Origin of the sequence: Synechococcus sp. MIT S9509, assembly GCF_047303035.1 — a bacterium.
Lineage (GTDB): Bacteria > Cyanobacteriota > Cyanobacteriia > PCC-6307 > Cyanobiaceae > Synechococcus_C.
Genome location: NZ_CP138940.1, coordinates 1,680,765 through 1,696,188, shown reverse-complemented (window position 1 = coordinate 1,696,188; position 15,424 = coordinate 1,680,765). Strand labels below are relative to the sequence as shown.

At 59.3% G+C, this 15,424-nt stretch carries 10 protein-coding genes; 9 read left to right on the top strand and 1 reads right to left on the bottom strand.

From position 1 onward, the window contains the following. Window positions 1-64: 64 nt before the first annotated feature. Together SIB73_RS09895 and rpiA are read left to right on the top strand one after the other, a co-directional pair. Window positions 65-1,138 carry a trypsin-like peptidase domain-containing protein gene (locus SIB73_RS09895; protein ID WP_413406289.1) on the top strand — a complete coding sequence of 358 codons (1,074 nt, stop codon included), beginning with the start codon at window positions 65-67 and terminating at the stop codon, window positions 1,136-1,138. Window positions 1,139-1,177: 39 nt separating this feature from the next. Continuing rightward, complete coding sequence (gene rpiA / locus SIB73_RS09890) at window positions 1,178-1,894, top strand: ribose-5-phosphate isomerase RpiA (RefSeq protein WP_413405490.1); 717 nt, start codon at window positions 1,178-1,180, stop codon at window positions 1,892-1,894. 2 nt (window positions 1,895-1,896) lie between these two features. Here the strand turns inward: rpiA and hisD are convergent, their stop codons facing one another. Continuing rightward, a complete protein-coding gene (hisD, locus tag SIB73_RS09885) occupies window positions 1,897-3,219 on the bottom strand; it encodes a histidinol dehydrogenase (RefSeq protein WP_413405492.1) in 1,323 nt (440 codons plus the stop codon). 108 nt (window positions 3,220-3,327) lie between these two features. On the opposite strand from hisD, the gene rpsT reads away from it, so the two are divergent. The 7 genes from rpsT (at window position 3,328) to rlmN (ending at window position 15,413) form a co-directional block, all read left to right on the top strand. Continuing rightward, window positions 3,328-3,633 carry a 30S ribosomal protein S20 gene (gene rpsT, locus SIB73_RS09880; protein WP_413405493.1) on the top strand — a complete coding sequence of 102 codons (306 nt, stop codon included), beginning with the start codon at window positions 3,328-3,330 and terminating at the stop codon, window positions 3,631-3,633. Window positions 3,634-3,706: 73 nt separating this feature from the next. Continuing rightward, window positions 3,707-4,492: a TatD family hydrolase gene (locus SIB73_RS09875; RefSeq protein ID WP_413405495.1), complete on the top strand. Its 786-nt coding sequence runs from the start codon at window positions 3,707-3,709 to the stop codon at window positions 4,490-4,492. Between the two features lie 271 nt (window positions 4,493-4,763). Beyond that, entirely contained in the window at window positions 4,764-8,057 is a 3,294-nt protein-coding gene (gene rpoB, locus SIB73_RS09870) for a DNA-directed RNA polymerase subunit beta (protein ID WP_413405497.1), read from the top strand. Window positions 8,058-8,102: 45 nt separating this feature from the next. Continuing rightward, window positions 8,103-10,007, top strand: a complete 1,905-nt coding sequence (locus SIB73_RS09865) for a DNA-directed RNA polymerase subunit gamma (RefSeq protein ID WP_413405499.1) — start codon at window positions 8,103-8,105, stop codon at window positions 10,005-10,007. Between the two features lie 47 nt (window positions 10,008-10,054). After that, window positions 10,055-14,155 carry a DNA-directed RNA polymerase subunit beta' gene (locus tag SIB73_RS09860; RefSeq protein WP_413405501.1) on the top strand — a complete coding sequence of 1,367 codons (4,101 nt, stop codon included), beginning with the start codon at window positions 10,055-10,057 and terminating at the stop codon, window positions 14,153-14,155. A gap of 68 nt (window positions 14,156-14,223) precedes the next feature. Next, on the top strand, window positions 14,224-14,376 hold the full coding sequence (locus tag SIB73_RS09855) for a high light inducible protein (RefSeq protein ID WP_066911119.1): 153 nt from the start codon (window positions 14,224-14,226) through the stop codon (window positions 14,374-14,376). Further along, the gene (gene rlmN / locus SIB73_RS09850) at window positions 14,373-15,413 is read left to right on the top strand and encodes a 23S rRNA (adenine(2503)-C(2))-methyltransferase RlmN (RefSeq protein ID WP_413405503.1); all 1,041 of its coding nucleotides are present in this window, start codon (window positions 14,373-14,375) and stop codon (window positions 15,411-15,413) included. Before SIB73_RS09855 ends, rlmN begins: the two co-directional genes overlap by 4 nt. The last annotated feature ends 11 nt before the right edge of the window (window positions 15,414-15,424 follow it).

The following is a 15,424-nucleotide window of genomic DNA, read 5'->3' as shown; positions in this document are numbered from 1 at the left end:
TGTGGCTCCTGGTCGGATAACCAAGCAGGTGGTCCTCGGCTGGCCGGGGACCTTTTTGCTGATTCTGTCGTTCACGGTTCTGCCGGTCAGAGCATGGGCAGCCGCGAATGGTTTCCCTGGCACGCACAGCTTCGTTGCCGACGCTGTGCGCAACGTCGCTCCGGCAGTGGTCAGAATCGACACGGAGCGGATTGTGGAGCGTCAGCCCTTTGACCCAAACCTGATCGATCCTCTGCTCAGGGACCTGCTCGGCGAGCCCGGCTACGGCCCTGAGCGTCAGCGCGGGCAGGGGTCCGGGGTAGTGATCGACCGAGAGGGCCTGGTGCTCACCAATGCCCATGTTGTTGAGCAGGTCGATGAGGTCAATGTGACCCTCGCCGACGGTGATCAAAGAGACGGTGTCGTCATCGGCCGCGACCCGGTTACGGATCTGGCACTGGTCCGGCTGGAGGGTGGTGAGCTTCCCAAGCCGGCCAGGCTCGGGGACTCCGATGCTCTGGATGTCGGGGACTGGGCCATCGCTCTGGGCACGCCCTACGGCCTTGAGCGGACCGTCACCCTCGGCATTGTCAGCAGCCTGCATCGCAACATCAGCAGTCTCGGTTTCAACGACAAGCGCCTTGATCTGATTCAGACCGATGCAGCCATCAATCCCGGAAATTCGGGCGGCCCGCTTGTGAACGCCGATGGTCGCGTGATCGGCATCAACACCCTTGTCAGATCGGGTCCCGGGGCTGGACTTGGTTTCGCTATTCCCATCAATCTCGCGAGCCGCGTCGCCCAGCAGCTGCAACAGGCCGGGGAAGTTGTTCATCCCTATCTGGGGCTTCAGTTGATTCCGCTGACGGCCAGAATCGCCAGAGAGCACAACCGGGACCCCAATGCTCTCGTCGAGCTGCCGGAACGGTCAGGCGCCCTTGTTCAGTCTGTTCTTCCAGACAGCCCTGCCCAGAGAGCTGGCCTGCGTCGCGGTGATCTGGTGGTCAAGGCGGGTGATGTTCCCGTTGATGATCCCCAGACACTTCTTCAGCAGGTCGATCAGGCAGAGATTCATCAACCTCTGGCTCTTCAGATCATCCGTGGTGAAAAAGATCTGCAGCTGTCCGTCAAACCTGAACCCTTGCCGGGTTTCGGCTGACACTCTTGCTACGGTCGCGCCGCGGATCAAACCTGAACGATGCCAGATCTTCAGAACCAGATGAAACAGGCCGTCGCTCAAGCGGCAGTCGAACAGTTCCGCGACGGAATGATTGTGGGGCTTGGATCAGGTTCCACGGCAGCTCTGATGATTCAGGGACTCGGCCAGCGTCTCGCCTCCGGTCAGCTCAAGGACATCGTCGGTGTCACCACATCGTTCCAGGGTGAAGTGCTAGCTGCTGAGCTGGGCATCCCTCTGCTCAGTCTCAACGCTGTGAGCAGGATTGACCTGGCCATTGACGGTGCTGATGAGGTGGATCCTTCTTTCCAGCTGATCAAGGGCGGCGGTGCATGCCACGTTCAGGAGAAACTTGTCGCCGCTCGCGCAGAACGCTTCGTCGTGGTGGTGGATTCCACCAAGCTGGTGGAACGGCTGAATCTTGACTTTCTTCTGCCGGTGGAGGTTCTGCCCGGAGCCTGGCGTCAGGTTCAGCAGCGGTTGTCGGCGATGAGCGGAAAAGCCGAACTGCGCATGGCGAATCGCAAGGCCGGTCCTGTGGTGACCGATCAGGGCAACCTCGTTCTGGATGTTCGTTTCGACGGGGGAATTGCTACCCCCCTGGATCTGGAGAGAACCATCAACAACATTCCCGGTGTGCTGGAGAACGGTCTGTTTGTGAATCTCGCCCACGAGGTGTTGGTGGGTGAAGTGAATGACGGTGTGGCAGGGGTTCGTCGACTGGACAAGGTCGGCTGATCTCAGTCCAGCCTGACCTTCACTGAGTTCGCATGGCTGTGCAGTCCTTCGCTGCTGGCCAGTTCCACCACTGCTCCGCCAGTGGCTTCGAGCGCTTCCCTGCTGAATTCGATCATCGAGGTATGGCGCATGAAGGTTTCCACGCTCAGTGCGCCGCTGTAACGCGCGGAACCACAGGTGGGCAGGGTGTGATTCGGACCGGCCAGGTAATCACCCACTGCTTCCGGACTCCATGGACCGATGAAAATTGCGCCTGCCTGTTGGATGCGATCCGCCAGCATCCGTGGCCGCTCCACGAGCAGCTCCAGATGTTCCGGCGCAAAACGATCGCTCAGGCGTGCACAGGTTTCAAGGTTGTCGCAGACCACGACCAGCCCCCATTGCCCCAGCGATTGCCTGCAGATGGCTTCACGGGGATGGCTGCTCAGCTGAGTTTCAAGCTCCGCCGGCAGCGAATCGGCCAGGGACTGGGATGTGGTGAGAAGAATGGCTGCAGCCAGTGGATCGTGTTCCGCCTGGGCCAGAAGATCAGAAGCGACCTGACCAACGCAGGCTGAGCCATCGGCAATCACCAGAACTTCACTGGGACCAGCCAGGGAGTCGATGCCAACCTGTCCATAGACCAGCTTTTTGGCGAGAGTGACATAGAGATTTCCCGGGCCGCTGATGACATCAACGCGAGGGATTGTTTCCGTGCCCAGAGCAAGAGCCGCAACCGCCTGGGCGCCCCCGATCCGATAGACCTCCTGCACTCCCGCCAGGTGTGCAGCTGCAAGCACGGTCCGGTTCACCTGGCCATTGGCTGCTGCAGGGGTGACCATCACCAGCCTCTCCACCCCCGCAACCCTTGCAGGAACGGCATTCATCAACACCGTGCTGGGGTATGAAGCCCGACCACCCGGAACATAAAGACCTGCAGCCTGCACCGGTCTCCATCGACGCCCGAGGCGTTCTCCGTGGATGCCTTGAACGTCGATGTCCTGTGGTTTCTGGCGCATGTGAAAGTCCTGGACCCGACGGTGGGCGAGTTCCAGGGCGTCCCGCAGGTTCGCTGGGCTGCTCTCCCAGGCTTGATGCAGCTCAGCCGCTGGAACCCTCAGCGGTTCGGGAAGGAAACCGTCGAACTGTTCGGTGAGTGCCATCACAGCGCTGTCACCTTCAGTGCGCACGCGTTCGATGATGGTTTCGACAGTGGCTGTGGCTTCTTTCTGCGTCTGTCCGGTGGTGCGTGTTGAAATTCGATCGAGTTGTTGCTCTGCCCCGGCTGCGCTGTCGAGGCACCTGGGCAGACCGCTTGTCGCCGGCTCTGTGCTCAGGGTGGTCATCAACGCTGGCCATCAGGTTCAGTCAAGCTAGGTCCACCCGCATCACCTCGATGGAAGCCGAAGGGTCCTGGGTTAACGTTGTGGGCTGTCGATGAGAATTCCGGCTCTGTGGCCAATAACAAATCTTCGAAGAAACGCGTTGAGATCGCTGAGCGCAATCGCCTTCAGAACAAGGCCTACAAGTCGGCCATGCGCACTCTCATGAAGCGCTGCATCAGTGCCTGTGATGCCTACACAGCAGCGCCCGGTGATGAGGCGAAAGCCGGTGTTCAATCCAGCATGAATGCCGCATTCAGCAAAATTGACAAGGCTGTCAAGCGAGGCGTTCTGCACCGCAACACCGGAGCTCATCAGAAAGCCCGACTCACCGTCGCTGTGAAAAAGGCGATTGATCCCGCTCCCGCTGCAAGCTGATTGCTGATCTCTGGGCCAGGATGATGGCCACAAGCCCTGCAGAATGGATCCTGAAGGCGCGTTTCAGGGTCCGATGGCTGTTCCAGCGTTAATCGACAGTCACTGTCACATCGTTTTTCAGACCTTCGAGGAGGATCTTGAGGCGGTTGCTGAGCGATGGCGGATCGCTGGGGTGAAGTCGCTGCTGCACGCCTGTGTCGAACCCAGTGAGATTCCCGCCATCCGCTCCCTGGCGGATCGCTTCCCCGAAATGCGTTATTCCGTGGGTGTTCATCCCCTTGACACCAAGCACTGGGGTGATGACACACCTGAAGTGTTGCGCATTGCTGCGCTGGATGACAGCCGGGTCGTGGCCATCGGCGAGCTCGGTCTTGATCTGTTCCGTGACAAGAATCTGGATGAGCAGCTTGCGATCCTGCGTCCCCAGCTCGACCTCGCCGTGGAGCTCAACCTTCCCGTGATCGTTCATTGCCGCGATGCGGCAGAGCCGATGTTGGTCGAACTGCGTGCGCGACAACGTGAGGGCCGGTGTCCCGCCGGTGTGATGCATTGCTGGGGGGGGACGCCTGAGGAGATGCATCAATTTCTTGAGCTGGGCTTCTACATCAGCTTCAGCGGCACCGTGACGTTCCCCAAGGCGGTGCCCACCCATGACTGTGCCAGGGAGGTTCCGCAGGATCGATTTCTTGTCGAGACCGATTGTCCTTTCCTGGCGCCGGTCCCACGCCGGGGCAAACGCAACGAGCCTGCATTCGTGGCTTCGGTTGCAACGCGTGTCGCAGAACTCCGTGACCAGTCGCTCGAGCAGGTTGCTCAGGACAGCACCGCCAATGCCAGGCGTCTGTTCAGGCTTCCCTGATCTTGCAGACCGTTGCAACATGAAAGTGTAAGATGACTTATTGGCCTGGCCAGGCACGGTTTTCTGTGCTTGGACTCCCGAAGCGTCCATTACCGTCCGGTGCATTGACGACGTCAGCTGTCCTGACCCGAGTCTTTTAAAGCCAGTGATCGCGGAGGTTGTCCCTTTCCAAGGGGTGGCCGCCGCTGTTTTGGCTGAAAGCTCATTTCATGGTTGTACCAGCTGCCTCCTTCAGGCCCCACTGTCCCCTCCGATACCTGCAGGTCTCCGCATGAGCAGCAGCGCGATTCAGGTCGCCAAGACCGCCACCTATCTGCCCGATCTGGTGGAGGTTCAGCGTGCCAGTTTCAAGTGGTTTCTTGAGAGAGGTCTGATCGAGGAGCTTGAAAGCTTTTCGCCGATTACCGACTACACCGGCAAGCTTGAACTCCATTTCGTCGGCAGCGAGTACCGGCTGAAGCGTCCTCGTCACGACGTGGAAGAGGCCAAGCGTCGTGATGCGACGTTCGCCTCGCAGATGTACGTGACATGCCGTCTGGTCAACAAGGAGACCGGTGAAATCAAGGAACAGGAGGTGTTCATCGGCGAGCTGCCGTTGATGACGGAGAGAGGAACGTTCATCATCAATGGCGCTGAGCGCGTGATCGTCAATCAGATCGTGCGCAGCCCCGGGGTCTATTTCAAGGATGAAATGGACAAGAACGGGCGTCGCACCTACAACGCCAGTGTCATTCCCAACCGTGGTGCCTGGCTGAAGTTCGAGACCGATAAGAACGATCTTCTGCACGTCCGTGTGGACAAGACCCGCAAGATCAACGCCCACGTGCTCATGCGCGCCATGGGCCTTTCGGACAATGATGTGATCGACAAGCTCCGCCATCCGGAGTACTACAAAAAGTCGATTGAAGCCGCCAACGACGAGGGCATCAGCTCTGAAGATCAGGCCTTGCTTGAGCTCTACAAAAAGCTGCGTCCGGGTGAACCGCCATCAGTCAGCGGCGGACAGCAGCTTCTGCAGACCCGCTTCTTTGATCCCAAGCGCTACGACCTCGGCCGAGTGGGTCGCTACAAGATCAACAAGAAGCTCCGTCTCACGATTCCCGACTCTGTGCGCACCCTTACCCACGAGGATGTGCTGTCAACCCTCGATTATCTGATCAACCTGGAGCTTGATGTCGGCGGAGCGAGCCTCGATGACATCGATCACCTCGGCAATCGCCGGGTGCGCTCGGTGGGTGAGCTGCTTCAGAACCAGGTTCGCGTGGGTCTCAATCGCCTTGAGCGAATCATCAAGGAACGCATGACGGTTGGTGAAACCGACTCGCTCACCCCTGCTCAGCTGGTCAATCCCAAGCCCCTGGTCGCTGCCATCAAGGAGTTCTTCGGCTCCAGTCAGCTGAGTCAGTTCATGGATCAGACCAATCCACTGGCTGAGCTCACGCACAAGCGACGCATTTCGGCGCTTGGCCCAGGCGGCCTGACCAGGGAGCGTGCCGGTTTTGCGGTGCGTGACATCCATCCTTCTCACTACGGCCGTCTCTGCCCAATCGAAACGCCTGAGGGCCCTAACGCCGGCCTCATCAATTCACTTGCCACCCACGCCCGGGTGAATGAATACGGCTTCATTGAAACCCCTTTCTGGAAAGTCGAGAACGGGCGGGTTCTCAAGCAGGGCGATCCCATCTATCTCTCAGCTGACCTCGAGGACGAATGCCGTGTCGCCCCTGGAGATGTGGCGACCGACAGCGACGGAACGATCCTCGCTGACCTGATCCCTGTCCGATACAGGCAGGATTTTGAAAAGGTCCCCCCTGAGCAGGTGGACTACGTGCAACTCTCACCCGTGCAGGTGATCTCCGTTGCAACCTCGCTGATTCCATTCCTGGAGCACGACGACGCCAACCGCGCGTTGATGGGCTCCAACATGCAGCGTCAGGCTGTGCCGCTGTTACGTCCGGAGCGTCCGCTTGTCGGAACAGGTCTGGAAACCCAGGTTGCCCGCGACTCGGGCATGGTCCCGATCTCAAGGGTGAATGGCACCGTCACCTTCGTTGACGCCACCGCGATTGTGGTACAGGACGAAGAAGGTCTCGAACACACCCATTTCCTTCAGAAGTATCAGCGGTCCAATCAGGACACCTGCCTGAACCAGCGTCCGATTGTTCGGCAGGGTGACCCGGTGATTGTGGGTCAGGTGCTGGCTGATGGTTCCGCCTGTGAAGGCGGTGAGATCGCTCTTGGCCAGAACGTCTTGATCGCTTACATGCCCTGGGAGGGTTACAACTACGAGGACGCCATCCTTGTCAGTGAGCGTCTGGTCAACGACGACCTCTACACCTCGGTGCATATCGAGAAGTACGAGATCGAGGCACGTCAGACCAAGCTGGGGCCAGAGGAGATCACCAGAGAGATTCCCAACGTTGCTGAGGAAAGTCTCGGCAACCTCGATGAGATGGGCATCATCCGCATCGGCGCCTTCGTTGAAAGCGGCGACATACTTGTCGGCAAGGTGACTCCGAAGGGTGAATCCGATCAACCCCCCGAAGAGAAACTGCTCCGAGCGATTTTCGGTGAAAAAGCCCGTGACGTGCGTGACAATTCACTCAGGGTGCCCAGCACCGAGCGCGGACGTGTTGTGGATGTGCGCATCTACACCCGAGAACAAGGCGATGAGCTGCCCCCAGGCGCCAACATGGTGGTGCGTGTCTATGTGGCCCAGCGTCGCAAGATCCAGGTCGGCGACAAGATGGCCGGCCGCCACGGGAACAAGGGCATCATCAGCCGCATCCTTCCCCGTGAGGACATGCCATATCTCCCCGATGGCACTCCGGTAGACATCGTGCTGAACCCTCTGGGCGTTCCGAGCCGCATGAATGTCGGTCAGGTGTTCGAGCTGCTCATGGGTTGGGCCGCTTCGAACCTCGACTGCCGTGTGAAGGTTGTGCCCTTCGATGAGATGTACGGTGCAGAGAAGTCTCAGCAGACGGTGGAGACCTTCCTGAAGACTGCGGCCAAACAGCCCGGCAAGGAGTGGATCTACAACCCCGATGACCCCGGCAAGCTTCAGCTGATCGACGGACGCACCGGTGAGCCCTTCGACCAACCTGTGGCCGTGGGCTACTCCCATTTCCTCAAACTGGTGCACCTCGTGGATGACAAAATCCACGCCCGCTCGACAGGCCCTTACTCCCTGGTGACTCAGCAGCCTCTCGGAGGCAAGGCTCAGCAGGGTGGACAGCGTCTTGGCGAAATGGAGGTCTGGGCACTCGAGGCTTACGGCGCCGCTTACACCCTCCAGGAGCTGCTCACTGTCAAGTCCGATGACATGCAGGGCCGCAACGAGGCTCTCAACGCCATCGTCAAGGGAAAGCCGATCCCCCGCCCCGGCACGCCGGAGTCCTTCAAGGTGCTCATGCGCGAGCTTCAGTCGCTGGGTCTGGACATTGCCGTGTTCACCGATGAGGGCAAGGAAGTCGATCTGATGCAGGACGTGAACCCCCGTCGCAGCACCCCCAGCAGGCCCACCTACGAATCCCTGGGCGTCGCTGATTACGACGAGGACTGACGGATCAACGAACGAACCGACAACCCCCCTCTTCCCTAATCGTCAATGACCAACAGCAACCTCCGGACCGAGAACCACTTTGATTACGTCAAGATCACACTCGCATCACCTGATCGGGTGATGGAGTGGGGTCAGCGCACCCTGCCCAATGGTCAGGTGGTTGGCGAGGTCACCAAGCCAGAGACCATCAACTATCGAACTCTCAAGCCCGAGATGGACGGGCTGTTCTGCGAAAAGATCTTCGGCCCGTCGAAAGACTGGGAATGCCATTGCGGCAAATACAAGAGGGTGCGTCACCGCGGCATCGTCTGTGAGCGCTGCGGCGTTGAGGTCACTGAAAGCCGGGTGCGCCGGCACCGTATGGGCTTCATCAAGCTTGCAGCTCCTGTTTCCCATGTCTGGTACCTGAAGGGCATACCCAGCTATGTGGCCATCCTTCTGGATATGCCTCTGCGCGATGTGGAGCAGATTGTTTATTTCAACTGCTATGTGGTGCTGGACCCAGGTGACCACAAGGATCTCAAGTACAAACAGCTGCTGACCGAGGACGAGTGGCTTGAAATCGAAGATGAAATCTATGCCGAGGATTCCGAGATAGAGAACGAGCCGGTGGTCGGTATCGGTGCGGAAGCGCTGAAGCAGCTGCTGGAGGACCTCACCCTCAACGAGGTGGCTGAGCAGCTGCGTGAAGAGATCGCGAGCAGCAAAGGTCAGAAGCGCGCCAAGCTGATCAAGCGTCTGCGAGTGATTGACAACTTCATCGCCACCAATGCCCGTCCGGAGTGGATGGTGCTTGATGTCATTCCGGTGATTCCTCCTGACCTGCGCCCGATGGTGCAGCTGGATGGCGGTCGTTTCGCCACCTCTGACCTCAATGACCTCTATCGCCGGGTCATCAACCGCAACAACCGACTTGCGCGTCTGCAGGAGATCCTCGCTCCAGAGATCATTGTCCGCAACGAAAAGCGGATGCTTCAGGAGGCTGTGGATGCCCTGATTGACAACGGCCGTCGTGGTCGCACCGTGGTCGGTGCCAACAACCGTCCTCTCAAGTCACTCAGCGACATCATCGAGGGCAAACAGGGTCGTTTCCGCCAGAACCTGCTGGGCAAACGAGTCGACTACTCGGGTCGTTCCGTCATCGTGGTGGGCCCCAAACTGAAGATGCATCAGTGCGGTCTGCCCAAAGAGATGGCGATCGAACTGTTCCAGCCGTTCGTGATTCATCGCCTCATCCGCCAGAACATCGTCAACAACATCAAGGCCGCCAAGAAGCTCATCCAGCGTGCTGATGATGAGGTGATGCAGGTGCTTCAGGAGGTGATCGAGGGGCATCCGATCATGCTCAACCGAGCTCCGACGCTTCACAGACTCGGTATCCAGGCTTTTGAACCCAAACTGGTTGATGGTCGCGCGATTCAGCTGCATCCTCTCGTTTGCCCTGCGTTCAACGCCGACTTCGACGGTGATCAGATGGCCGTGCATGTGCCTCTGGCGATCGAAGCCCAGACCGAGGCACGCATGCTGATGCTGGCCAGCAACAACATTCTCTCCCCCGCCACCGGTGAACCAATCATCACGCCGTCACAGGACATGGTGCTTGGTGCTTACTACCTCACTGCCCTTCAGCCGCAGATGAGCCCCATTGAATTCGGCGATCGCAGCCGGACCTTCTCCGATCTGGAGGACGTGATCCATGCCTTCGAGGACAAGCGCCTCGGACTGCACGACTGGGTCTGGGTTCGCTTCAACGGTGAAGTCGAAGACGACGACGAGCGCGACGAACCCATTCAGAGTGAAACCCTTTCCGACGGCACACGACTGGAGCAGTGGACCTACCGCCGTGATCGATTTGACGAGGAGGGAGCCCTGATCAGCCGTTACATCCTCACCACCGTGGGCCGTGTGGTGATGAATCACACCATCATTGATGCAGTGGCAGCCACCTGAACGATCAAGACCGACCCACTCCATAAACACGACCAATCAGCGCTGTCATGACCTCCACCCCTTCCAAATCCCGTAAGTCCTCCAAGTCCTCCAAGGCTTCCAAGGCGGCCAAGGCTGCTGCAGCTGCCAAGGAGGCCCGTGCCCTGGCCAAGACCCCTCCACCGTTCCGCAATCGTGTGGTGGACAAAAAGGGTTTGAAACAGCTGGTTGCCTGGGCCTACAAGCATCACGGCACGGCGGCCACTTCGGCGATGGCTGACCAGCTCAAGGATCTTGGCTTCAAATACGCCACTCAGGCCGCAGTGTCCATTTCTGTGGACGATCTGAAGGTGCCTGAAGCGAAGCAGGATTTGCTGGGAGAGGCGGAGGAGCTGATCACCGCCACAGAGGAGTCATATCGTCTGGGGGTGATCACCGAGGTTGAACGTCACACCAAGGTCATCGACACCTGGACGGAGACCAACGAGCGTCTGGTGGATGCGGTCAAAAAGAACTTCAACCAGAACGATCCACTGAATTCAGTGTGGATGATGGCCAACTCCGGGGCCCGGGGAAACATGTCCCAGGTTCGCCAGCTGGTGGGCATGCGCGGCCTGATGGCCAATCCCCAGGGGGAGATCATCGACCTGCCGATCCGCACCAACTTCCGTGAAGGTCTGACCGTCACGGAATACGTCATCTCGTCCTACGGAGCCCGCAAGGGACTGGTGGACACGGCACTGCGCACAGCTGACTCCGGCTATCTCACCCGACGTCTGGTTGATGTCGCTCAGGATGTGATCGTGCGCGAAGACGACTGCGGAACGACGCGTCTGATTGTCGTGAAGGCTGAAAATGGCAAGTTCGGCAATCGTCTCGTGGGTCGACTCACCGCCGATCAGGTGGTGTCTGCCGAGGGTGAGGTGCTCGCCGAGCGCAACACTGAAATTGACCCGCCTCTTTCCCAGCGGATCCAGAAGGCCGGGGTTCAGGCGGTGAGTGTGCGCTCACCGCTCACCTGTGAAGCCAATCGCTCGGTCTGCCGCAAGTGCTATGGCTGGGCTTTGGCCCACAACGAACTGGTGGATCTCGGTGAAGCCGTCGGCATCATCGCTGCTCAGTCGATTGGCGAGCCTGGAACGCAGCTCACCATGAGAACGTTCCATACCGGCGGTGTATCCACGGCGGAATCCGGCGTGGTCCGCTCCAAGGTCGCCGGCACCGTTGAGTTCGGTTCGAAAGCACGCGTACGCCCGTACCGCACTCCCCATGGAGTGGACGCACAGCAGGCTGAGGCTGATTTCAAACTCACGATCAATCCCTCCGGCAAGGGCAAGGCTCAGAAGGTTGAAATCACAAGCGGTTCGCTGTTGTTTGTTGACAACGGCCAGGAGGTCGCCGCGGACGTGACTGTGGCACAAATCGCTGCGGGTGCTGTCAAGAAGAGTGTTGAGAAGGCCACCAAGGATGTGATCTGTGATCTGGCCGGACAGGTCAGCTACGACCCCACCATTCAGCCCAGGGAAGTCACCGATCGCCAGGGCAACATCACGCACAAAGCACAACGTCTGGGAAGGATGTGGGTGCTGGCAGGGGATGTCTACAACCTTCCCCCCAATGCCCGGCCAGTGGTCACGGCCGGAGCTCAGGTCACTGAATCCCAGGTGCTTGCGGAAGCCAGTCAGGCGAGTGAGTACGGCGGTGCCGTCCGACTGCGTGAAGCCCTTGGTGATTCACGCGAGGTGCAGATCGTCACCACGTCGATGACCCTGCGCGATTTCAAGCTGCAGGGCGAGTCCACTCATGCCGGTGAGATCTGGAATCTTGAGGCCAAGGATGGCACCCGTTATCGCCTCAACACGATCCCCGGAAGCAAGATCGGCAGTGGCGAAGTCGTCGCTGAACTCAATGACGATCGCTTCCGCACGCAGACCGGTGGACTGGTTCGCTTCGCTCCCGGCCTCGCCATCAAGAAGGCCCGATCCGCCAAGAACGGTTACGAGGTCAACAAGGGTGGAACTCTGCTCTGGATTCCCCAGGAAACCCATGAGATCAACAAGGACATCTCTCTGCTGATGATCACTGATGGTCAGTGGATCGAAGCCGGCACCGAGGTGGTTAAAGACATCTTCAGCCAGACGGCCGGCATCGTCACCGTCACTCAGAAAAACGACATCCTGCGCGAGATCATTGTTCGCAGCGGCAGCTTCCATCTCTGCACTGAGAAAAAAGCTCTCGAGCGCTTCACCGGCGACGGTGTGATGGTCAATCCCGGCGAGTCGATTGCCAAGGGCATCAGCACCGATGCCATGGTGTATGTGCAAACCGTTGAAACCCCTGAAGGCTCAGGACTGCTGCTCCGCCCGGTTGAGGAATACACCATCCCCAACGAGGCACAGCTCCCAGATCTTGGACACGTCAAGCAGCCGAATGGTCCGCACCTCGGCCTGAAGGCAACCCAGCGTCTGTCGTTTAAAGACAACGAGCTGGTCAAGTCTGTGGAGGGCGTCGAGCTGCTGCGCACACAGCTGATGCTTGAGACGTTCGACACCACCCCGCAGATGACCGTGGATGTGGAACGCGTGCCTGACAGGCGCGCCAAGACGATCGAGCGTCTGCAGTTGGTGATCCTGGAGAGCATCCTGGTGCGCCGCGACACAATTTCCGACTCCAGTCACGGCTCCACCCACACTGAACTCCAGATTGAGGATGGTCAGTCGATCAAGGCCGGCGACGTGGTGGCCACAACGCAGATCCTCTGCAAGCAGGAGGGCGTGGCCCAGATGCCTGAAGCCACTGAAAGCGAGCCGGTGCGTCGACTGATCGTGGAGCGCGCCGAAGACACCGTGACCATCAGCACTTCCGCCAAGCCTGTGGTGACTGTGGGTCAGCGCATTGTTGACGGAGATCGTCTTGCCGAAGGCCAGCTCGCTGATTGCTGCGGCGAGGTGGAACAGGTGGATGCCAAAGCCGTCACGCTGCGACTGGGACGCCCCTACATGATTTCACCGGATTCTCTTCTGCACGTTCGCGACGGCGACCTGGTGCAGCGAGGGGATGGTCTTGCCTTGCTGGTGTTTGAACGTCAGAAGACCGGGGACATTGTTCAGGGCCTTCCCAGGATCGAAGAGTTGCTGGAAGCCCGGAGACCCCGCGAGTCAGCGATTCTCTGCAAGAAGCCTGGTACGGTCGAGATCAAGCAGGGCGAAGACGATGAAACGACTGTGGTGACAGTCATCGAGAGCGATGACGCCATTGGCGAATATCCGATTCTGCTGGGCCGCAATGTGATGGTTAACGATGGCCAGCAGGTGGCAGCCGGCGAGCTGCTGACGGACGGTCCGATCAATCCCCATGAGCTGCTGGAGTGTTTCTTCGAAGATCTGCGCAGTCGCAAGCCACTCATGGAGGCTGCCCAGGAGGCAATCGCCAACCTGCAGCATCGTCTGGTGACTGAGGTTCAGAACGTCTACAAATCCCAGGGCGTCTCAATCGATGACAAGCACATTGAGGTGATCGTGCGTCAGATGACCAGCAAAGTGCGGGTCGAGGATGCCGGTGACACCACCCTGCTGCCTGGTGAGTTGATTGAGCTTCGCCAGGTCGAGGACACCAATCAGGCGATGTCGATCACCGGGGGAGCTCCAGCCGAATTCACTCCGGTTCTGCTGGGGATCACCAAAGCCTCTCTCAACACCGACAGCTTCATTTCAGCTGCCTCCTTCCAGGAGACAACACGCGTTCTGACAGAAGCCGCAATCGAGGGCAAGAGCGACTGGCTTCGCGGTCTCAAGGAGAACGTGATCATCGGACGCCTGATCCCCGCAGGCACAGGCTTCAGCGGCTTCGAAGAGGAGCTTCGAGCGGAGGCCGGGCCCCATCCAGACATCCTGGCTGAGGATCCCGTTGGTTACCGCCGAATGCAGAACCTGCGACCGGACTACACCGTCGACATGCCTGCGGCTCCTGTCAAAGATGCCACCGCTGTTCTGGATGACCCCAGTGATGCCGATCTGGAAGCCACTCGCAGCCGTCATGGCATCGAGGGCGGTGCCAACTTCGCCGCCTTTGTTCGCCCTGACGCTGAAAACGAGCTGAAGGAAGAGCAGGTGGTCGATGCCGAGGCCGTTGAGGGGCTTCAGGAGGAGGGACTTCTCAGTGATGAGTGAAATTGGTGGTCGCCTCCGCGTCCATCACCCAGTCCCTTTCCAACTTTGCGCTGAAGCCGGCTCTGCCCATGCTTGAACCCACCACGATTCCTGTTCGTCGTTTGCCCCGGTATGGTTTTCACACTCACACCGAGCGTCTGAACGGGCGTATGGCCATGCTCGGTTTCATCGCCCTGCTTGCGGTTGAAATCAAGCTTGGACACGGTCTTCTGATCTGGTGAGCAAAGCCCTGCTCGGTTGCAGCGAGGCCGAGCTCCAGGACTGGGTGGTGTCCCAGGGGCAGAAAGCCTTTCGCGGGCGGCAGCTTCATGACTGGCTTTATTCCAAGGGTGCCCACTCCCTGGATGACATCACGGTGCTGCCCAAGTCGTGGCGGACGACGCTCATCGATCAGGGGGTGAGCATCGGCCGATTGAAAGAGGTGCATCGCTCCGTGGCTTCCGATGCCACAACCAAGTTGCTCCTGGCCACTGACGACGGTGAAACCATTGAAACCGTGGGCATTCCCACAGATCAACGCTTGACCGTCTGTGTGTCCAGTCAGGTGGGCTGTCCGATGGCCTGCCGTTTCTGCGCCACCGGCAAAGATGGGCTGCAGCGTTCCCTGCGAACCCACGAGATCGTTGATCAGGTTCTCAGTGTGCGGGAGGTGATGGATCGTCGTCCTTCTCACATCGTGTTCATGGGAATGGGCGAACCGCTCCTCAACAGCCATGCGGTGCTCGAGGCGATTCGTTGCCTCAGCGATGATCTGGGCATCGGCCAGCGCCGGATCACCGTGAGCACCGTTGGGGTTCCGAAAACATTGCCCCAGCTTGCCGAGCTGGCCATTGAAACCCTTGGCAGAGCACAGTTCACTCTGGCGGTGAGCCTGCACGCCCCCAATCAGCGATTGAGGGAGGATCTGATCCCCACAGCCAGGGCCTACCCCTATGACGCTCTGCTCGACGACTGCCGTCACTATCTGGATGTCACGGGCCGGCGGGTGAGCTTTGAATACATCCTGCTGGGAGAACTCAATGACCTCCCTGAACATGCCGAGGAACTGGCCGACCGCGTCGGCGGTTTTCAGAGTCACGTCAATCTGATCGCCTACAACCCGATCGAAGAGGAGGAGTTTCAGCGACCCTCACGCGAACGCATCGAGGAATTCCGCAGGGTGCTGGAGCGCCGCGGTGTCGCCGTGAGCCTTCGTTCCAGCCGAGGCCTGGATCAGGATGCGGCCTGTGGTCAGCTGAGGCGATCGCGGCAGAGGTAAGGGAGACTGAG

Excerpts from the sequence above, each read along its gene's own strand:
- SIB73_RS09860 (WP_413405501.1), top strand. The coding sequence starts at position 10,055 with ATGACCTCCACCCCTTCCAAATCCCGTAAGTCCTCCAAGTCCTCCAAG.
- hisD (WP_413405492.1), bottom strand. The coding sequence starts at position 3,219 with ATGACCACCCTGAGCACAGAGCCGGCGACAAGCGGTCTGCCCAGGTGC.
- SIB73_RS09865 (WP_413405499.1), top strand. The coding sequence starts at position 8,103 with ATGACCAACAGCAACCTCCGGACCGAGAACCACTTTGATTACGTCAAG.
- rpiA (WP_413405490.1), top strand. The coding sequence starts at position 1,178 with ATGCCAGATCTTCAGAACCAGATGAAACAGGCCGTCGCTCAAGCGGCA.
- rpoB (WP_413405497.1), top strand. The coding sequence starts at position 4,764 with ATGAGCAGCAGCGCGATTCAGGTCGCCAAGACCGCCACCTATCTGCCC.
- SIB73_RS09875 (WP_413405495.1), top strand. The coding sequence starts at position 3,707 with ATGGCTGTTCCAGCGTTAATCGACAGTCACTGTCACATCGTTTTTCAG.
- SIB73_RS09855 (WP_066911119.1), top strand. The coding sequence starts at position 14,224 with ATGCTTGAACCCACCACGATTCCTGTTCGTCGTTTGCCCCGGTATGGT.